Consider the following 18,591-nt stretch of genomic DNA (forward strand, 5'->3'; position numbering starts at 1 on the left):
CAAATTCCCACTCGCAAGAGGCCCGGCGCAACCAGGCTGCCGCCACTTAGAGCAAATCCCCGCTTGCGCCAATCTGAACGTGCGGGGCTGCTGCCGCCGAACTGCTCCCCTCCCTTCCAGGGAGGGCGAAGGAGGTCAGCTCCCCTTGCGGCCGATCTTCTCGACCCGCGCGACGACCTCGACCCGCACCGATTCCGGCACGAACTTGGCGATATCGCCGCCGTACAGCGCGATTTCCTTGACCAGCCGGCTCGCGATCGGCTGCAACGCGACGTCGGCCATCAGGAACACCGTCTCGACGCGCGGATTGATCTGCTGGTTCATCCCCGCCATCTGATATTCATATTCGAAATCGGCGACGGCGCGTAAGCCCCGGACGATCACCTTCGCGCCCTGCCGCTCGGCGAAGTCCATCAGCAGCGAATCGAATGCGACCACCTCGATATCACCGCCAATCCCCGCGACCTCGCGGCGCACCGTCGCCATCCGCTCCTCGATCGTGAACATCGGCGACTTCGAGGGATTGGTGGTGACGCCGATCACCAGCCGATCGACCAGCTTCGCGCCACGCCGGATGATGTCCATGTGACCCAGGGTGACCGGATCGAACGTGCCGGGATAAACGCCGATTCGCGGTGTCATTGCGCTCTCCTAGCGGTCGCGTTCGAGCACGTAGCGGGCGATATCCCGCAACAGATCGGCTTCCTTGCCATAGCTATGGAGATGCGCGATCGCCTGGTCGACCAGCATCCGCGCCTGTTCGCGCGCGCGCTCGGGGCCGAGCAGCGACAGAAACGTCTCCTTGCCCGCGACCTCGTCCTTGCGCAGCGATTTGCCGACCACCGCCTCGTCGCCCTCGGCATCGAGCAGGTCGTCGGCGATCTGGAACGCCAGCCCCAGATCGTGCGCATAGCCGCGCAATCCGACACGCCCCTCGGGTGGCAGGCGCCCGAGGATCGCGCCAGCCTCGACCGACGCCGAGATCAGCGCCCCGGTCTTCATCTGCTGCAACCGCGTGACGGTGGTGAGGTCGAACCGCGTGTTTTCGGCCTCGATGTCCATCTTCTGTCCACCCGCCATGCCGTTGGGGCCGGCGGCGCGCGCCAGATCCTGAACCAGTTCGATGCGGACGAACGGATCGGGATGCGTGGCGGGATCGGCGAGGATCTCGAACGCCAGCGCGTGCAGGCAATCGCCCGCCAGGATCGCGGTCGCCTCGTCGAACAGCTTGTGCACGGTCGGCTTGCCGCGGCGCATGTCGTCGTCGTCCATCGACGGCAGATCGTCGTGGATCAGCGAGTAGACGTGGATCGCTTCCAGCGCGGTCGCCGCTCTCGCGGAACAATCGCGCGCCACGTCGAACAGGTTGGCGGTCGCGAACACGAGCAGCGGCCGAAGGCGCTTGCCGCCGCCGATCGCCGCATGACGCATCGCCCGGTACAGGTCGTGACGCGGATCGTCGGGGATCGCCAGCAACTGGTCGAACTGCCGGTCGATCTCCGCCGAAACCTCGGCGAGCGCGTCCTTCAGCGTGGCGGAAATCGCTGCCACCGGCTCAGCCTGCCGCGAACGGGCGCACGCCCACGGGCTTGCCCTCGCCATCGAGCCGGATCGCCTCGATCCGCGCCTGCGCCGCGTCGAGCCGGTCGGCGCACCGCTGGCGCAGCTTGTTGCCGCGCTCGTACAGCTCGATCGCCTGCTGGAGCGGCGTGTCGCCACTTTCCAGCTTCCCGACGATAAGCTCGAGTTCCTTCAATGCATCCTCGAACGCGAGGTCTTCGATCGGCGTGTCCATGTCCGCCGCTATGGCGCAGGCACGCGATGGGGGTCAAGGACATGGCGCGCGTGTTCAGCGCAGCCGGTTCACGGTCCAGGTATAGAGCACGGAGACGCCGACCAGGCCGAAGTCGACCGCCGCCTGCATCCGATGCGGCGCGGGATCGCGCACGTCATGTGTGACCAGTCGCAGATCGACGGTCGGATGCCGCATGGCGATCGCGGTCAGCGTGACCAGCCCCGCGATCAGCAGCGTCCCCTTGTGATTTCGCATCGTGCGTCCCCCCGGCAATACGCGCGACCATGTCGCAAATGTCGCGTGCCGACAAGTCGATCGCCAAACCCCGGCATCGGTCACGCGGGGGGCAGGCGGCAGTCAGGCGGCGATGCACACCGGGGCTTCGCGCGCTCGGTCGCGCCCGGCAGCCTTGGCCGCGAACAGCGCGCCATCGGCGCAGTGATACAGGTGCTTCCAGTCCTTCTCGTGCAGCAACGGCCCGGTGCAGGCGCCGATGCTCGCGGTCACCACGATGTCGAACGGCATCCGCTGACGGCGCAGGCGATCCAGCACCGCGTCGGGCGAGACTGCGTTCGCCGCGTCGAGCAGGATCGCGAACTCCTCGCCGCCGATCCGCGCGACCAGCGCATCCGCCGGCACCGCGTTGCGCAGGGCGCGCGCCACCACGCGCAGCACTTCGTCGCCGCCGTCATGGCCGATCTTCTCGTTGACGCGCTTGAAGTGGTCGACGTCGGCGATCAGCAGCATCTGGTCGCCCGGCCGGCCGATCGCACGCGTCAGGAACGCGCGGCGATTGAGCAGTCCGGTCAGCGGCTCGGTATCCGCCAGCAACCGCGCGGCGATCTCCTGTTCGCGGGCCTCGTCGCGCTCGACGCTCAACAGGCGGATCCGATACGCGATCGCCAGACTCGACAGCATCGATTCGAGCGCCATCGACAGGATCGTCGAATTGTCGAGCCACAGGCTCCATTTCAACAGGCCGAACGCATTCGCGACGCGCAGGCCGGCCACCGCGATCGGCACGCTCCATGCGAGCGAGAACAGCCACAGGAAATGGCTGCGCGTGCGCCAGGCGTTGTAAAGGACGGTGGGGATCAGGATCAGCAACGCGAGGTAGGCCGTCGCGAGCAACCTATCGAGCACGTGGAAATGCCACGGTGCGCAGGCTGCCCACGCGGTCGCGCTGGTCAGCAACGCGACCATCACCCAGGTGCTCGCGGGTCGCAGCCATCCTGCGAACACCGGCCGCTCGAAGAACGCGCGCGCGAACAGCAAGGCCGAGACGGCGGACCCGGCAAGGAACAGCGTGTTCAGCCGCTGCCGGTCGTTATTGTCGAGGGCGGGGACCATCTGCCCGAGTGCTCCCGACGACGTCAGCGCATAGGCCAGCAGGCACAGCACCAGCAGGCAATAGGCAGGCTGGAAAGCCTGGCGCAGCGCCCCCCATAAAGCCAGGTTGTAGACCATCAGCGCCAGCGCCATCCCGCCAAATGCGCCGTACAATGCCGCCAGCAGGATTTCGGTGACGTCACGCTGTTCGTGGTCCGCGATCGCAGGGCCGAGGATCAGACCGCGCAGGTTCGCCGCGCCCTCGATGTGCCAGAGCAGCCGGACCGGCGCGGAGTCGTGATACGGGATCGGCTGGACGATCACCGCGCCGAGCCCGAGCAACCGTCCGGCGGTGCGCGAGGTGAACCCGGTCTGGCGGATCGCGCCATCGGCATACAGGACATACAGCGTGACGCGGTTCACCCATGTGCTGCCGATCCGCACGGTATGATCCCGCGTCGTATTTGCGGGCAGGGGCTTCGACACCACCCAGAAATCACCGCCGCCGAACCGCGTCTGTGGTGTGGTGCAGTCGAACCCGTCAGGGTGAGCGAACAATGCTTTCGGCGTTTGGCCGGGTAATGCCGGACGCACGCATACCGACAGAGGCGTGCCCGTGATGGCTGCGGCCGGAGTCGCGAAGGCAACGCAGAACGACAGCGCCACCGCGCCGATCATCCATCGCAGCCATGCCAAACGTTCCATGCCGCCACACTAGCACCGCTTCCCCAATTATCAGTAAACGCGGTCCAATTCGGTTGTAAATCGTTCCCCGCCAGGGGGGCGCGAAGCGTCGGAGGGGGCGGGCACGGAACAGAGGCGACCGCGCACCGATCCCTCCGTCTGGCGAGTGCCGGTCACCTCCGCTGGCGAGTGAGGATAAGATTGGCTGACAGATATGAATCTGGGACAGCCACATCAGCCGCCCTACTTGCCTTGCGAAAACTTGTCGGCCTTATCCCATTCGAACATCAGCACCTCCCCGGCGGAGGCCGGGGTCCAGTTGGAAAGGTCGCAGTAACGGAGCGGTGCGCGTCGTCAGCTACGTCCCCCAACTGGACCCCGGCCTCCGCCGGGGAGGTGAGTGCCCTTAAGGGCATGCGTACAGGCATGTTCGATAGCAGCGCGCGCTTCTATGTTCTCCCACGAAGGCGGGAACCCAGCCTGTATCCCCGCCGTCGCGAGGGAACACGCTTCTCTCGATGTGAGGGATAGGACCGAAGCCAGCCCAGTGATGCGGTGACCTCGGCAAGTTCAGGGCCAGCACGCGGGAAATCGACCGCCCGGAACCGTCACCTTCAAACGCCCGCTACATAAAAAAACCCGCCGCCGGATCGCTCCGACAGCGGACTCTTCACCTCAACCGCAACCCAAGACTACTCAATCTCGACGGTCTCCACCTTGCCCTTCTTCTTCGGCTTCTTCGGCGCGGCAGGTTCGATCGCGAACGACAGCGCGCCGTCCTTCATCTTCACCGTCACCTCGCCGCCATGGACCAGCTTGCCGAACAGCAGTTCCTCGGCGAGCGGCTGCTTGATCTTCTCCTGGATCAGGCGACCCATCGGCCGTGCGCCGTACAGCTTGTCATAGCCCTTGGTCGTCAGCCACGCCTTCGACTCGTCGTCGAGGACGATGTGTACGCCGCGGTCTGCCAGCTGGAGTTCGAGCTGGAGGATGAACTTGTCCACCACCCGCGCCACCACTTCGGTCGGCAGGTACCCGAACGGCACCACCGCATCGAGACGGTTGCGGAATTCCGGCGTGAACATCTTCGTCACGGCCACCTCGTCCTCGCCTTCGCGCGACAGGTTGCCGAAGCCGACCGTCTCGCGCGCCATGTCGCTGGCACCCGCATTGGTCGTCATGATCAGGATGACGTTGCGGAAGTCGACCGACTTGCCGTGTTGGTCGGTCAGCCGCCCGTTATCCATCACCTGCAACAGGATGTTGAACAGGTCCGGATGCGCCTTCTCGATTTCGTCGAGCAGAAGCACGCAGTGCGGGTTCTGATCGATCGCATCGGTCAGCAAACCGCCCTGGTCGAATCCGACATACCCCGGCGGCGCACCGATCAGACGGCTGACCGAATGCCGCTCCATATATTCGGACATGTCGAACCGCTGGAGCGGAATGCCGAGGATCGTCGACAACTGCTTGGCCACTTCGGTCTTGCCGACACCGGTCGGCCCGGTGAACAGATAGTTGCCGATCGGCTTCTCTGGCTCGCGCAGACCCGCCCGCGCCAGCTTGATCGCCGACGACAGCTTCTCGATCGCCGCATTCTGCCCGAACACCACGCGCTTCAGATCCGTCTCAAGTGTGGCCAAGGCCAGCTTGTCGTCGGTCGAGACCGACTTCGGCGGGATGCGTGCCATAGTCGCGATGACCTGCTCGATCTCCTTCGGCGTGATCGTCTTCTTGCGCTTGTTCGGCGGCACCAGCATCTGCATCGCGCCGACCTCGTCGATCACGTCGATCGCCTTGTCCGGCAGTTTCCGATCGTTGATGTACCGCGCCGACAGCTCCACCGCCGACTTGATCGCATCGGGGGTGTACTTGACGTTGTGGTGATCCTCGAACGCCGAGCGCAGGCCAGCGAGGATCTTGATGGTGTCTTCGATCGTCGGCTCGTTCACGTCGATCTTCTGGAAGCGCCGCAACAACGCGCGGTCCTTCTCGAAGTGATTGCGGAACTCCTTGTACGTCGTCGAGCCGATGCAGCGGATCGTACCGCCGCTCAGCGCCGGCTTGAGCAGGTTAGACGCATCCATGGCGCCGCCACTCGTCGCACCCGCACCGATCACGGTGTGGATCTCGTCAATGAACAGCACCGCGTCGGGCAGCTTCTCGAGTTCGTTGACGACCGCCTTCAAGCGCTCCTCGAAGTCGCCACGATACCGCGTCCCCGCCAGCAACGCTCCCATGTCGAGCGAGTAGATGACGGCGGGCAACAGCACGTCGGGCACGTCGCCCTCGACGATCTTGCGCGCCAGGCCTTCCGCGATCGCGGTCTTGCCGACGCCGGGATCGCCGACATAGAGCGGGTTGTTCTTCGACCGGCGGCACAGGATCTGGATCGTGCGATCCACCTCCGGCCCGCGCCCGATCAGGGGATCGACCTTGCCGTTCTTGGCCTTCTCGTTGAGGTCGACCGTGAATTGCTTGAGCGCGCTTTCCGTCTTGCCCTTCTCCTGTCCCTTGGCCGGCTTCTCGTCGTCGGCACCCTTCGGCGTGGATGCTTCGGTCGCCTGCTGTCCGCCCTTGCCGACACCGTGGCTGATGAAGCTGACCGCATCGAGGCGGCTCATGTCCTGCTGCTGCAGGAAATAGACGGCATAGCTCTCGCGCTCGCTGAACAAGGCGACGAGCACGTTGGCACCGGTCACTTCGTCGCGGCCCGAGGACTGGACGTGCAGGATCGCGCGCTGGACGACGCGCTGGAACCCGCTGGTGGGGGAGGGGTCGGTCGCCGCATCGACCTTCAGCGCATCGAGTTCGCTGTCGAGGTAATGCGAGACGGTGTTCTTCAGATCGCCGATCTCGACGTTGCACGCGGTCATGACCTTCGACGCGTGTTCGTCGTCGATCAGCGCGAGCAGCAGATGCTCCAGCGTCGCATATTCGTGCCGCCGGGACGATGCCGCCTCGAGCGCCTTGTGCAGCGTGGTCTCGAGGGCGGGTGCAAATGATGGCATTTACAATACTCCTGTCGGGCCGCGAGAACGCGAGCCCTTTGCCACTATGTCGGAACTGATATCGGTCGCATCAAGCACTTGAACCCGGCCCCGTCCGTTCCTGGGTCGGTTAAAGATCGAACGACCCGCTTTACCCACGCCGTCATCCCGGGCTCCAGAGCCAAAAAGGCGAATGCTCGTGACTCTGGATCTCAGCGTCCGCAGGAATGACGAAGCGGTGAGGTCGTCCCTCATTAATCGAAAGGACAGAGCCGGTCGATGCCGTGGCCGCAATCAAAGGCACCGCGGCGGCGGTCACCGCCTGAAAAGATCGTCGGCGATGGCGCGGTGGCTGACGGCGCGATCCTTCTTGACTTGGCATCTGGCGATCTCGCCTTGCAGCACGGTTATGCGTGCATCGAGCTCGGCGACCGACAACGGATCGAGGTCCTGTCGCACGAGCGCGTCGAGCAGATCGTCGGGACGGGAGGGGGTGTCTTCCGGGTCCATAATTTCTGTAACGTTGACCCGCACCGGAGTGATGTCAATAAGGCGCGAAGTTCAAAAGGGACGTGACGAGCAGATGACCGCGATACCCGAAAACAATTCGAATAACTTAGGTTTGCCTGACGTCATGAAGGCGATCGATCCGGAACAGCCGGGCGGTCCCGAAGTGCTGGTCCTCGTCGACCGTCCCGTGCCGCGGCCGGGGCCGGGCGAGGTGCTCGTCAAGGTCGCCGCGGCGGGGGTCAACCGCCCCGAAGTCATGCAGCGCCAGGGCAAGTATCCGCCCCCGCCGGGTGCGCCCTCGATCCTTGGCATGGAGATTTCCGGCACGATCGTCGCGGTCGGCGACGGCGTCGGCGACGAACAGCTCGGCCAGCGCATCTGCGCGCTGATCTCGGGCGGCGCATACGCTGAATACGCGGTCGCACCGTTCGGCCAGTGCCTCCCCGTCCCCGAGGCGCTGACGATGGTCGAGGCGGCGGCGATGCCCGAGACGCTCTTCACCGTCTGGACCAACCTGTTCGAGCGCGCCTACGCGATGGAAGGCGACACGGTCCTCGTCCACGGCGGCACCAGCGGCATCGGCACGATGGCGATCGGCCTCTGCAACGTCTTCGGCATCGACATCATCGTCACCGCCGGCTCGAAGGCGAAGTGCGAAGCGGCCTTGAGCCTCGGCGCGACGCATGCGATCGACTACAAGTCGGAGGATTTCGTCGAGCGCGTGAAGCAGATCACCGGCGGCAAGGGCGTCGCCGCGGTGCTCGACATGGTCGGTGGCGACTACGTCCCGCGCAACCTGCAATGCCTGGCGGACGATGGCCGCCACGTGTCGATCGCGGTCATGGGCGGCATGATGGCGACGGTGCCCCTGTTCGAGATCATGCGCCGCCGCTTGACGCTGACCGGCTCAACGCTCCGCCCGCGCGATACGGCGTTCAAGTCGCTGGTCGCGGACGAACTCGCACGGACGGTGTGGCCGCATGTCGAGGCCGGCAAGCTGAAGCCGGTGATCGACCGAACCTTCGCATTTGCGGACGCACCGGCGGCACACACACGAATGGAAGCCGGCGACCATGTCGGGAAGATCGTCCTGACGATGGAGTGAGGGGAAGGGGCAAACGCCTACAACTCGCAGCACTGCACCACCCCGGCGGAGGCCGGGGCCCAGGTGGGGACGCTCAGTAAGGACGCGGTGCGCTCCATTACTGCAACCTCTCCAACTGGGCCCCGGCCTCCGCCGGGGTGGTGCATTCAATTCGGTCGCCTAACAAAACTTGTTCTCCCGCGAAGGCGGGAGCCCAGTCTGGATCCCCGCCTTCGCGGGGAAACATGCTGACCTTGTTTCAGCTATAAACACGATAGATTCGCTGACTTCGAACAGTCACCAGACTGCGACCACCCTGTAACAATACTCGCCTAATACTCGCGGCAAGGATAGTTTTGCGGGGGCAGGCTCATGAACGCCATCACGACGTTTTCGCCATCTAGCTTCGTTGGCGCCGACATCACCGATATCGCCGACTTCATCCATTCTCGGCCCGCCGTACCCGAGCCGGTCGTCGAGCGCCGCCAGTATCGCACGATCTGGATCTCCGACGTCCATCTCGGCACCCGCGGCTGCAATGCGGGCATGCTCAACGACTTCCTCGATCACGTCGACAGCGAGACGATGTACCTCGTCGGCGACATGATCGACGGCTGGCGGCTCAAGAAGAAATTTTATTGGCCCGCCGCGCACAACGACGTGATCTGGCGGCTGCTCAAGCGCGCCAAGCGCGGCACCCGCGTGGTCTACATCCCCGGCAACCACGACGAGGTGTTCCGCCAATATTCCGGCCTCGACCTGGGGGGCATCTCGATCCGCCGCAACGCGATCCACGAGACGGCGGACGGTCGTCGCCTGCTGGTCCTCCACGGCGACGAGTTCGACGCGATCACGCTCGCGCATCGCTGGATCGCGCATATCGGCGACGCCGCCTACACCATGCTGATGGGCCTCAACCGCTGGGTCAACGGCGCGCGCCGTCGGATGGGCATGCCCTATTGGTCGCTGTCGAAGCACGCCAAGGCCAAGGTCAAGAACGCAGTCGCCTTCATCTCGCACTTCGAGGAAGTGGTCGCGCACGCCGCCGGCGTCCGCGGCGTCGAAGGCGTCGTCTGCGGCCACATCCACACCGCCGAAATGCGAGAGATCGCCGGGATCGCCTACTACAACGACGGCGACTGGGTCGAAGGTTGCACGGCGCTGGTCGAGCATTTCGACGGCCGCATAGAGCTCCTCCACTGGGGCGACGAAATCGCCGCTCGCGAGAAGGACAAGGTCGTATCCATGGCCGCCTGACTTAACCCTCTCCCCGACCGGGAGAGGGCAAGCCGCGTCAGCGGCGCGGGTGAGGGCAAATCCACGACGTCGGTGAAAGCGTGCCCTCACCTCCCACCCGGCTTCGCCGGCCGGGCCCCTCGCTCTCCCGACGGGAGAGGGTAAGAAAGGATAAGCCGATGCGTATCGCGATCGTCACGGATGCCTGGAGCCCGCAAGTCAACGGCGTCGTCCGCACCCTCCAGGCTGTCCGCCAGGAACTCGAATCGATCGGCCACCAGGTCCTGGTCGTCTCCCCCGAACGCTTCGCCTCGATGCCATGCCCGACCTATCCCGAGATCCGCCTCGCCTTCGCCCGCTCGGGCGCAGTCGGTCGCATGCTCGCCGCATTCGGTGCCGACGCGATCCATCTCGCCACCGAAGGACCGGTCTGCCTCGCGGCCCGCAACTGGTGCCTGGCCCGCGCGCTCCCGTTCACCAGCGCGTATCACACGCAGTTTCCCGACTATATCGCCGCCCGTACCGGTGCGAACCCGGACTGGATCTGGCGCTACATCCGCTGGTTCCACCGCCCCGCGCAGTCGATACTAGTCTCGACGCCATCGGTCGCGAAGACTCTTGCCGATCACGGCATGCATCAGGTCCGCGAATGGGGCAGGGGCGTCGACTTCGCCCAGTTCGGTCTCGATGGCGCACGAGACCCCGAACTGACCGCGCTTCACGGCCCCATCCTGCTCTATGTCGGCCGGGTCGCCGTCGAGAAGAACATCGAAGCGTTTTTGTCCTCCAGCCACCCCGGCACCAAGGTGGTCGTCGGCGATGGTCCTGCGCGCGCCACGCTGGCTCGTCGGTTTCCACAGGCCGTTTTCCTCGGCCATCGTTCCGGTCTCGATCTCGCCGCCGCGTACCGCACTGCCGATGTGCTCGTCTTCCCGAGCCGCACCGACACCTTCGGCCTCGTCATGATCGAAGCGCTCGCTTGTGGCACGCCGGTCGCCGCCTACCCGGTAACCGGCCCGATCGACGTCCTCGACGACCGTGTCGGCGCGATGCACGAAGACCTCGACAGCGCGATCGCCACCGCGCTGACCCGCGACAGCGTCACCTGCGCCGCCTATGCCGCGCGCTACAGCTGGCCGGCCAGCGCCCGCCAGTTCCTCCACGCGCTCGTCCCGCTCGACCGCCCCCTGGATCGTCCGCTCCTCGCGGCATGATACGCGTTATGCTTGTTCGCTTGCCTGTTAGCGCCGCGCGCACTAAGTCTCTCTCATGTCAGGCCGCTCCGAAAGGGGCGGCCCTTTCTATTTTTACGGAGTTTCCGCCGTGGCCCAGCCGCTCATGCCCCACGCGACCGCCGCCTGGATGGTCGATAATACCGCGCTCAGCTTCGAGCAGATCGCGGACTTCTGCGGCCTGCACATCCTCGAGATCCAGGCGATCGCCGACGACACGACCTCGACCAAGCTGACCGGTCGCGATCCGGTCCGCGCGCACGAAGTGACGCAGGACGAGATCGACAAGGGCGCCGCCGATCCCGATTACCAGCTCAAGATGATCAAGGGCCCCGAGCAGGTCCGCCGCACCAAGGGCCCGCGCTATACGCCGGTCTCGAAGCGTCAGGACAAGCCCGACGGCATCTCGTGGATCATCCGCAATCACCCGGAGATCACCGACGGCGCGATCTCGCTGCTGATCGGCACCACGCGCACGACGATCGCCGCAATCCGCGACCGCAGCCACTGGAACATCGCCAACATCACGCCGAAGGACCCGGTCACGCTCGGCCTGACCTCGCAGCGCGAACTTGACGCCGCGGTGGCGAAGGCAGCCAAGGCAGCCGGCATGGAAGCGCCGACCGACACCCGCCTCGAAGGCGACCGCGAAGTCCTGCTCCAGCAGCTCCGCGCCGAGCGCACCCAGGCTGCGGCAGACGCCCAGTTCGTGGCAGACGGCGGCGTCCTCCCCGTCAAGCCGCTCTTCGACGACCCCTTCAAGCGCTGACCGTCTTTCCCCTCCCGCAAGCGGGAGGGGGCAGGGGGTGGGCCCGCGCTTTCCCCTTGCGATACGGCCGGGGCGGAGCCGCCAACCCCGGAGCCTAGATCCGACCTGATGAGTCAGTCGGACCACTCTCTTCCGTCATGCCGGGCTTGTTCCGGCATCCACGGTTCCGCAAAGTCGACAGAAGTTGGTTCGCGGAAGGGTGGACCCCGGAACAGGTCCGAGGTGACGGAGCGCACGCGAATTCGCACCCAACCAATTTGATCCTCCCCCGCCAGGGGGAGGTGGCTGGCACTTGCCAGACGGAGGGGGAGGCAAGCGCCAACCTTCGTTCTGTGTCCTCCCCCTCCGTCACCTGCGGTGCCACCTCCCCCTAGCGGGGGAGGATCGAGAAAAGGTCAGCTGCCGCACAGCACTATCTCCCGCCCCATCCAGTTGCTAACCGCAACGGATGGCAACCGCACCCGACACCGATTTCGCGCTGACCAGCCACAAGGGCCTGACCTACCCCTTCGGCGGCGCAGAGCCCGAAGCCGGTGACGTCTTCGAGGTCGCCCCCGGCATCGACTGGGTCCGCCTCAAGATCCCCGGCCCGTTACGCCACGTGAACTGCTGGCTCCTCGCCGACACCGACGGCGAAGCGCTGGTCGACACCGGCATGAACACCGCGGCCGCGCGCGACGCCTGGAAAGCCATCTTCGAAGGCCCCAAGGCGGACGTTCGCATCACGAAAATGATCGGCACGCACTTCCACCCGGATCACATCGGCCTGGCCGGCTGGATGTGCGACCACCACGCCGCCCCCCTGATCATGACCCGAGCCGAGTGGCTCACCGCGCGCATGCTCGCCGCCGACGCCCGCGACTCGATCCCGCACGAAATGCTCGCCTTCTGGCAAGGCGCAGGGTGGGGCTCAGAACAGATCGACTACGCCACCGCCAAGGGCTGGGCCGGCTTCCGGAAAATCATCACGCCGCTGCCGCTCAGCTACACCCGCATCGAAGACGGCGACACGCTCACCATCGGCACGCGCGACTGGCGCGTCGTCACCGGCTCCGGCCACTCCCCCGAACACGCGTGCCTCTACGACGAAGCCGGCGGCATCGTCATCGCCGGCGATCAGGTCTTGCCCCGGATCAGCCCCAACGTCTCGCTCGGCGTCACCGAACCGAACGCCGACCCCTTGGGCGAATGGTTCGCCTCGATCGCCAAGCTCAAAACGCTACCCGCCGACCTGCTCGTCCTCCCCGGCCACGGCGATCCGTTCACCGGCCTCCACACCCGCCTCGATGCGATGGACCGCGAACACCGCGAGCGACTCGACGAGCTCGCCGTCTTCCTCGCCGAACCCCGCCGCGCGGTCGACTGTTTCGGCCGCCTGTTCCGCCGCGCGATCGGGCAGGACGTGCTCGGCATGGCGACCGGCGAAGCACTCGCGCATCTCCGCCGCCTCGAAGTCGAAGGCCGAGCGACCCGCGACACGCGCGATGGCGTATGGTGGTGGCGCGCGGCCTGAGTTAGCATGCGGCCGAATTCAAGAGGATAGCCCCATGTGCGACGAGCATACCGCCGACGATAATGAAGCCTATCTGGCCGGCGTCTCGCGCCGCCAGTTCGGCATGATGACCGGCGCGATGGGCCTGACGATGTTGCTCCCCGCGCCTGCGAACGCCGCGGTCATCAAGGGCCGCGACGTCTCGATCGCGACGCCCGACGGCAAGGCCGACGCTTATTTCGTCGCGCCCTCCACTGGCAAACATCCCGGCGTGCTGGTCTGGCCCGACATCATGGGCCTGCGCCCCGCCTTCCGCCAGATGGCCGACCGGCTCGCGCAATCGGGCTATGCGGTGCTCGTCGTCAACCAGTTCTACCGCTCGACCAAGGCGCCATTCCTCAAGCCCGGCGAATCCTACGACCAACCCGAAGTCAAAAGCCGCATCGCCCCATTCCGCGAAGCGCTCACATCCGAAGGCACGGTCCGCGACGCGAAGGCCTTCACCGCCTTCATCGACGCGCAACCGCAGACCGACCGCAAGCGCGGGCTGGCCACCACCGGCTATTGCATGGGCGGTCCGATGGTGATGCGCACCGCCGCAGCCGTTCCCAACCGCATCCGCGCAGGCGCGACGTTCCACGGCGGCGGCTTCGTCACCGACAAGCCCGACAGCCCGCACCTCCTGATCCCGCAGATGAAGGGCCGATACCTCATCGCGATCGCCGCCAACGACGACGCCCGCGCCCCCACCGAGAAGGACACGCTGCGCACCGCGTTTGCCGCCGCGAAACTCCCTACCAAGATCGAGGTCTACGAAGGCACGTTGCACGGCTGGTGCCCACCCGACTCGAAGGTCTACAATCCGGTCCAGGCGGACAAGGCCTGGGCGCGCATGCTCGCGCTGTTCGACAAGGCGTTGGTGTGAGGTGAGGGGGCTCCACTGTACGGCGCCCCTTCTCCTTGTTCTCCCGCGAAGGCGGGAGCCCAGTCTGGATCCCCGCCGTCGCGGGGAAACATACTCGCCCGCTTGACCGCACACACTCCTCATGAGACCATCGTTCACGATCCGTTCTCAGGGAGAGTCGCATGTTGACGCTGTACACCAACCCGATGTCGCGAGGCCGGATCGCGCGGTGGATGCTCGAAGAGGTCGAGGCCGAGTATGAGACCGTCGTCCTCGACTATGACACGACGATGAAGACCGAGCCGTATCTGTCGATAAACCCGATGGCCAAGGTCCCGGCGATCGTCCACAACCACAAGACCGTTACCGAATGCGCCGCGATCTGCGCGTATCTCGCGGACGCGTTCCCCGACGCCGACCTCGTCCCCCGGGACGAAGACCGTGCCGATTACTATCGCTGGCTCTTCTACGCCGCCGGCCCGGTCGAAGCCGCGACCGGCAACCGCGCACTCGGCGTCGTCCCCGATGCCGCACAGCAGCGGATGATCGGCTATGGCAGCTTAGAGCGGGTGATCGACGTGCTTGAGCAGGCCGTGGCAGCGCACCCGTACATCGCAGGCGACCGCTTCACCGCCGCCGACGTTTACGTAGGATCGCAGGTCATCTGGGGCATGCAGTTCGGCTGGATGCCGAAGCGCGAAGCGTTCGCGGAGTATGCCGCGCGCCTGATCGAACGCCCGGCGTACCTTCGCGCCGCAGCGCTGGACGACGCCCTGATCGCAGTCGCCGCGTAAGGGCGAGCGAGCGACCAGCCAACCAAACCCGTCACCCTGACGAAAGTCAGGACCCAGGATACCAGGAGTTAGCCTCCGTGGATCTGGGTCCTGACTTTCGTCAGGATGACGACGGGGATTGGGCTCGCACACAGCGTGAAGAGATCGGCTTGTTGGCAGAGCCGTTTACGGTCGCAGCCCGATGGTGCGCACCGGATCGACATTACCCGGGCAGGGGGCGGCGGCGTACCTCCGCGCCGCATCACTGGACGACGCCCTGATCGCAGTCGCCGCGTAAGGGCGAGCGAGCGAGTGACCGGCCAATCAAACCCGTCATCCTGACGAAAGTCAGGACCCAGGATACCAGGAGTTAGCCTTAATGGCTCTGGGGCATGACTTTCGTCAGGATGACGGTGGGGATTGGGCCGAGTAGAGCGGGTTAAAATCCACTTTCTACTATAGGCGGCCAGGCTTGGAGATTCGCCGCGTGGCGGCCGGGTACCTTGCGTGCACCTAGCGACAATCCTCTCCCGCCAGGGGGAGGTGGCGCCGAAGGCGACGGAGGGGGAGGGGGAGGACACCGAGCAGAGGTCGGCGCTTACCGCCCCCTCCGTCAGGCTGCGCCTGCCACCTCCCCCTGGCGGGGGAGGATCGTTCCGGGCCAGCACGTCAGCTTACCGATACGTTTTAAAACCGGGTCGCCATCGAAGAGCGACTTACAAAGATGCAAACCGCCGGACTAGACGCTACAGAGTAGCGATCAGGCCGCCCACTTCGCCAGCCAGTCAGCCAGCGCCTGCGGACCCATCGACCGCGCATCAGCCAGCTCGGTCTCATGTCCAGCGTTCAACAGCTTGTTGCTCCGCGGATCGACGATCAACACCGCTGGCACACCCTTCAGGCGACCCTTGATACCATACCCCGCGGCAATCTGACCGTTCTTGTCGAAGCGACCGACATCGACCGTAACAACGACGAACTTGCTGTCCACGAAGCGCTTCATCTCGGGCAGGTCGATCGTTCCCGCCAGCAGGCGGCAATCGAGGCACCAGTTGCCGCCGAGATCGATCAGCAACCGCTTATGCGTCTTCAACGCCCGCGCACGGGCGGCTGCAACCTGCGCATTGGCGTTCGCCGATTCATTATACGGCAGCGGCAAGGGCTGCGGCAGCTTGTCGAAGCTCGTCGTGTTGACGTGCGGCGCCACGACTTTCGCGCGTGGAGCGGCGGGGGCGGCCACGGCAGTTGCGAGCAAGGCAAGCGCGGCGAGACGGCGCATCGACATCATTCATATCCTCCGATCACGGCATTCAAGAAGCTCGGAAATGGTCCGTTCCAACCATCCGCCGGCGTATCGGCGACCGGTTGGCGGCGACCACCGGTTGGATCCGCAGGAATACGCTCGGTCCGTGGCGGCTCGACCTTTGCCACTTCCGAACGACCAGGTTGCGGGCGAACCGGTTCCGATCGCGCCGGCTCAGACCGCACCGGCTCCGACCGAACGGGCGCTGTGCGAACCGGTTCGACATACACGGGTTCAACCTGCACCGGCTCGACCCGTGCAGGCTCCATCACGCGCGGCTTCACCGCAGGCACCGGCTCGTCGATCGGCGTCCGCTCCCAGCGCGGCCGCTTGGCCACCACGACCGGCTCGACCGCGGCCAGCACTTCGGCGACGATCGCGGGCGCGACCGTGTCTTCGCGCGGTACGCGGCGAGTCCGCGGCCGATCGCGACCAGCCTCCTCCGCAACCGCGACCGGAGCCACGTCCTCCGAACGTCCCCCGCGACGGCTCCGCGACCGATCGCGACGCGGCGCATCTTCTTCCGCCTCGACGGCAACCGGCGCGATCTTCGGCTCGGCAACCTTCAACCGCTCGATCGTCTGCCCGGTAAGCTTCTCGATATTGACGATGTTCTCGGCATCGTCCGGCGCGACGAACGTGTACGCCGTCCCCGTCGCCCCGGCACGACCCGTCCGACCGATCCGGTGGACGTAGTCGTCGGGATGCCAAGGCGCGTCATAGTTGAACACCGTCGACACGCCCTTGATGTCCAGCCCGCGCGCCGCAACGTCCGACGCAACGAGGATCGTCACCGCGCCGGTCTTGAACAGCTCGAGCTCGGCCAGCCGCTGCGGCTGTTCCATGTCGCCGTGGATCTCGCCCGACTTGTAGCCCGCCTGCTTCAGCACCTTGTTAAGGTCGCGCACCGTCGTCTTGCGGTTGCAGAAGATGATCGCGTTGGTCACTTCCTCCTGCGCGAGGATGCGACGCAGCGTATCGCGCTTCGCGGTCTGGCTCGGCACCGGCACCAGATACTGCTTGATGTTGAGATTGGTCGACGCCGGGCGCGACACCTCGATCATCTTGGGATTGGTCAGGAACTTGTCCGCCAGCTTCTTGATCGGCGGCGGCATCGTCGCGGAGAACAGCAAAGTCTGGCGCTGCTTCGGCAGCTTGGTGCAGATTTCCTCGATGTCGGGGATGAAGCCCATGTCGAGCATCCGGTCCGCCTCGTCGATCACGAGCAGCGAACAGCCGTTGAGCATGATCTTGCCGCGCCCGAACAGGTCCATCAGCCGGCCCGGCGTCGCGATCAGGACGTCGACGCCCTTCTCCAGCGCAGCGAGCTGGTCGCCCATCGACACGCCGCCGATCAGCAGCGCCATCGAAAGGTTCGAATTGACGCCGTATTTCTCGAAATTCTCCGCCACCTGCGCCGCGAGTTCGCGCGTCGGCTCGAGGATCAGCGAGCGCGGCATCCGCGCGCGGCTGCGGCCATGCGCGAGAATGTCGATCATCGGCAGCACGAACGACGCGGTCTTGCCGGTGCCCGTCTGGGCGATACCGATGATGTCGCGCATCATCAGCACCGACGGGATCGCGCCGGCCTGGATCGGGGTCGGCTCGGTATAGCCGGAGTCGGTGACTGCCTTCAGCAGTTCGTCGGAGAGGCCGAGATCGGCAAAACTCATGCAAATGTCCGGTAAATAGAGGGTGAAATGCACTGCCCTCAAGCGTTCCGGCGCTCGCCGATTTAGCGACAAATGTCAAGGAAACGCGGTGAAACGAGGGTGGGGAGGGGGCGGCGGGTGGCGTATTTCCGCAAAAACCCCCGTCATCCGGACGAAAGTCGGGATCCGAAGCCAAGCAGCGTACCATCAGTTACTCTGTATCCTGACTTTCGTCAGGATGACGGAGCGAGGCGAGACTGCGTTCGCCACACACGCGATTGGCCGGCCCCCGCTACTACTTCGGCCGCAAACTCTTGAACCCATCGATCTCGCACCGCGCGCCCGAGCGCATCCGGATAGCATCGCGCGCCTTGCAGACCATCCCGTCGGGCCCCGGTCTCAGATAGAAGCCCGAATAATAATCGAGCGGCCGGCAATCGCCATCGAGCCGCGCGCGCAGTCTGGTCTGGTCGGCCATCAGCAGATCGAGCGCGCCGTCCTTGTTCAGCATCGCCCCGGCGATCTCGGCCACCGCGATGCATTTGGGGCCCTTGTGCTCCTTCCATTCGGTCGACCGGTCGACCGTCCGCATCGTTGTCCGGTTCATCCGGGGTACGCGGATGATGATGCGCTCGTGGATCGAGATCTGCGCGATCTGCAGACGGGACACACGGGTCTGTACCGGGCGCACATGCGTGTCCCGCGTTGCGGCCGCAGCGGCGGCGGGGCCTGCTAGCGCAAGCAGGGTGGCGGGAATCGCGAAGTGGATCATGATGCTGTCGTAACCGTTAGGGCCGATCGTTGAACGCGCGATGAATTTTGTCTAGCGCGTGGCCTG

General features: G+C 65.4%; 17 protein-coding genes. 7 read left to right on the plus strand and 10 right to left on the minus strand.

The features are described from left to right. Nucleotides 1-135: 135 nt before the first annotated feature. From coaD to ASG20_RS01185, 7 genes are all read right to left on the minus strand, one after another. On the minus strand, nucleotides 136-642 hold the full coding sequence (gene coaD, locus ASG20_RS01155; RefSeq protein ID WP_056047503.1) for a pantetheine-phosphate adenylyltransferase: 507 nt from the start codon (nucleotides 640-642) through the stop codon (nucleotides 136-138). Nucleotides 643-651: 9 nt separating this feature from the next. Continuing rightward, nucleotides 652-1,551 carry a polyprenyl synthetase family protein gene (locus ASG20_RS01160; protein WP_056047506.1) on the minus strand — a complete coding sequence of 300 codons (900 nt, stop codon included), beginning with the start codon at nucleotides 1,549-1,551 and terminating at the stop codon, nucleotides 652-654. A 4-nt stretch (nucleotides 1,552-1,555) separates the two neighbouring features. Continuing rightward, nucleotides 1,556-1,795, minus strand: a complete 240-nt coding sequence (locus ASG20_RS01165) for an exodeoxyribonuclease VII small subunit (RefSeq protein WP_056047509.1) — start codon at nucleotides 1,793-1,795, stop codon at nucleotides 1,556-1,558. 54 nt (nucleotides 1,796-1,849) lie between these two features. Next, on the minus strand, nucleotides 1,850-2,050 hold the full coding sequence (locus ASG20_RS01170; protein ID WP_056047512.1) for a hypothetical protein: 201 nt from the start codon (nucleotides 2,048-2,050) through the stop codon (nucleotides 1,850-1,852). Between the two features lie 102 nt (nucleotides 2,051-2,152). After that, entirely contained in the window at nucleotides 2,153-3,829 is a 1,677-nt protein-coding gene (locus ASG20_RS01175) for a GGDEF domain-containing protein (protein ID WP_056047515.1), read from the minus strand. A gap of 671 nt (nucleotides 3,830-4,500) precedes the next feature. Next, on the minus strand, nucleotides 4,501-6,819 hold the full coding sequence (clpA, locus tag ASG20_RS01180) for an ATP-dependent Clp protease ATP-binding subunit ClpA (RefSeq protein ID WP_056047518.1): 2,319 nt from the start codon (nucleotides 6,817-6,819) through the stop codon (nucleotides 4,501-4,503). A 294-nt stretch (nucleotides 6,820-7,113) separates the two neighbouring features. Continuing rightward, nucleotides 7,114-7,308 carry a DUF1192 domain-containing protein gene (locus tag ASG20_RS01185; RefSeq protein WP_056047521.1) on the minus strand — a complete coding sequence of 65 codons (195 nt, stop codon included), beginning with the start codon at nucleotides 7,306-7,308 and terminating at the stop codon, nucleotides 7,114-7,116. Nucleotides 7,309-7,432: 124 nt separating this feature from the next. Between ASG20_RS01185 and ASG20_RS01190 the strand changes: the two genes are divergently transcribed. The 7 genes from ASG20_RS01190 to ASG20_RS01220 all read left to right on the plus strand — a co-directional run bounded on the left by ASG20_RS01190 (nucleotide 7,433) and on the right by ASG20_RS01220 (nucleotide 14,819). Further along, nucleotides 7,433-8,413 (plus strand): NAD(P)H-quinone oxidoreductase, encoded by a 981-nt coding sequence (locus ASG20_RS01190; RefSeq protein ID WP_056047524.1) that lies wholly within the window; start codon nucleotides 7,433-7,435, stop codon nucleotides 8,411-8,413. A 351-nt stretch (nucleotides 8,414-8,764) separates the two neighbouring features. Further along, nucleotides 8,765-9,649, plus strand: a complete 885-nt coding sequence (locus ASG20_RS01195; RefSeq protein ID WP_056047526.1) for a UDP-2,3-diacylglucosamine diphosphatase — start codon at nucleotides 8,765-8,767, stop codon at nucleotides 9,647-9,649. A 158-nt stretch (nucleotides 9,650-9,807) separates the two neighbouring features. Then, nucleotides 9,808-10,842: a glycosyltransferase family 4 protein gene (locus ASG20_RS01200; RefSeq protein ID WP_056047531.1), complete on the plus strand. Its 1,035-nt coding sequence runs from the start codon at nucleotides 9,808-9,810 to the stop codon at nucleotides 10,840-10,842. 109 nt (nucleotides 10,843-10,951) lie between these two features. Further along, complete coding sequence (locus tag ASG20_RS01205; protein WP_055873545.1) at nucleotides 10,952-11,629, plus strand: DUF1013 domain-containing protein; 678 nt, start codon at nucleotides 10,952-10,954, stop codon at nucleotides 11,627-11,629. 448 nt (nucleotides 11,630-12,077) lie between these two features. Beyond that, a complete protein-coding gene (locus tag ASG20_RS01210; RefSeq protein ID WP_056047534.1) occupies nucleotides 12,078-13,142 on the plus strand; it encodes an MBL fold metallo-hydrolase in 1,065 nt (354 codons plus the stop codon). A 34-nt stretch (nucleotides 13,143-13,176) separates the two neighbouring features. After that, entirely contained in the window at nucleotides 13,177-14,046 is an 870-nt protein-coding gene (locus tag ASG20_RS01215; protein WP_056047536.1) for a dienelactone hydrolase family protein, read from the plus strand. Nucleotides 14,047-14,207: 161 nt separating this feature from the next. Continuing rightward, nucleotides 14,208-14,819, plus strand: coding sequence for a glutathione S-transferase family protein (locus ASG20_RS01220; protein ID WP_056047538.1), 612 nt, complete (start codon nucleotides 14,208-14,210; stop codon nucleotides 14,817-14,819). A 739-nt stretch (nucleotides 14,820-15,558) separates the two neighbouring features. Here the strand turns inward: ASG20_RS01220 and ASG20_RS01225 are convergent. The 3 genes from ASG20_RS01225 to ASG20_RS01235 all read right to left on the minus strand — a co-directional run bounded on the left by ASG20_RS01225 (nucleotide 15,559) and on the right by ASG20_RS01235 (nucleotide 18,525). Continuing rightward, on the minus strand, nucleotides 15,559-16,077 hold the full coding sequence (locus ASG20_RS01225) for a thioredoxin family protein (RefSeq protein ID WP_056050243.1): 519 nt from the start codon (nucleotides 16,075-16,077) through the stop codon (nucleotides 15,559-15,561). A 5-nt stretch (nucleotides 16,078-16,082) separates the two neighbouring features. Further along, complete coding sequence (locus tag ASG20_RS01230; RefSeq protein ID WP_056047540.1) at nucleotides 16,083-17,774, minus strand: DEAD/DEAH box helicase; 1,692 nt, start codon at nucleotides 17,772-17,774, stop codon at nucleotides 16,083-16,085. A 274-nt stretch (nucleotides 17,775-18,048) separates the two neighbouring features. Then, on the minus strand, nucleotides 18,049-18,525 hold the full coding sequence (locus tag ASG20_RS01235) for a hypothetical protein (RefSeq protein ID WP_082470677.1): 477 nt from the start codon (nucleotides 18,523-18,525) through the stop codon (nucleotides 18,049-18,051). Between the last annotated feature and the right edge of the window lie 66 nt (nucleotides 18,526-18,591).

This window comes from Sphingomonas sp. Leaf198, assembly GCF_001424005.1.
In the GTDB taxonomy this organism is placed as follows: Bacteria; Pseudomonadota; Alphaproteobacteria; order Sphingomonadales; family Sphingomonadaceae; genus Sphingomonas.

Coding starts and splice junctions, on each gene's coding strand:
- ASG20_RS01215 (WP_056047536.1), top strand. CDS start 13,177: ATGTGCGACGAGCATACCGCCGACGATAATGAAGCCTATCTGGCCGGC.
- ASG20_RS01235 (WP_082470677.1), bottom strand. CDS start 18,525: ATGATCCACTTCGCGATTCCCGCCACCCTGCTTGCGCTAGCAGGCCCC.
- clpA (WP_056047518.1), bottom strand. CDS start 6,819: ATGCCATCATTTGCACCCGCCCTCGAGACCACGCTGCACAAGGCGCTC.
- ASG20_RS01225 (WP_056050243.1), bottom strand. CDS start 16,077: ATGCGCCGTCTCGCCGCGCTTGCCTTGCTCGCAACTGCCGTGGCCGCC.
- coaD (WP_056047503.1), bottom strand. CDS start 642: ATGACACCGCGAATCGGCGTTTATCCCGGCACGTTCGATCCGGTCACC.
- ASG20_RS01200 (WP_056047531.1), top strand. CDS start 9,808: ATGCGTATCGCGATCGTCACGGATGCCTGGAGCCCGCAAGTCAACGGC.
- ASG20_RS01210 (WP_056047534.1), top strand. CDS start 12,078: ATGGCAACCGCACCCGACACCGATTTCGCGCTGACCAGCCACAAGGGC.
- ASG20_RS01165 (WP_056047509.1), bottom strand. CDS start 1,795: ATGGACACGCCGATCGAAGACCTCGCGTTCGAGGATGCATTGAAGGAA.
- ASG20_RS01220 (WP_056047538.1), top strand. CDS start 14,208: ATGTTGACGCTGTACACCAACCCGATGTCGCGAGGCCGGATCGCGCGG.
- ASG20_RS01170 (WP_056047512.1), bottom strand. CDS start 2,050: ATGCGAAATCACAAGGGGACGCTGCTGATCGCGGGGCTGGTCACGCTG.
- ASG20_RS01230 (WP_056047540.1), bottom strand. CDS start 17,774: ATGAGTTTTGCCGATCTCGGCCTCTCCGACGAACTGCTGAAGGCAGTC.
- ASG20_RS01190 (WP_056047524.1), top strand. CDS start 7,433: ATGAAGGCGATCGATCCGGAACAGCCGGGCGGTCCCGAAGTGCTGGTC.
- ASG20_RS01195 (WP_056047526.1), top strand. CDS start 8,765: ATGAACGCCATCACGACGTTTTCGCCATCTAGCTTCGTTGGCGCCGAC.
- ASG20_RS01185 (WP_056047521.1), bottom strand. CDS start 7,308: ATGGACCCGGAAGACACCCCCTCCCGTCCCGACGATCTGCTCGACGCG.
- ASG20_RS01175 (WP_056047515.1), bottom strand. CDS start 3,829: ATGGAACGTTTGGCATGGCTGCGATGGATGATCGGCGCGGTGGCGCTG.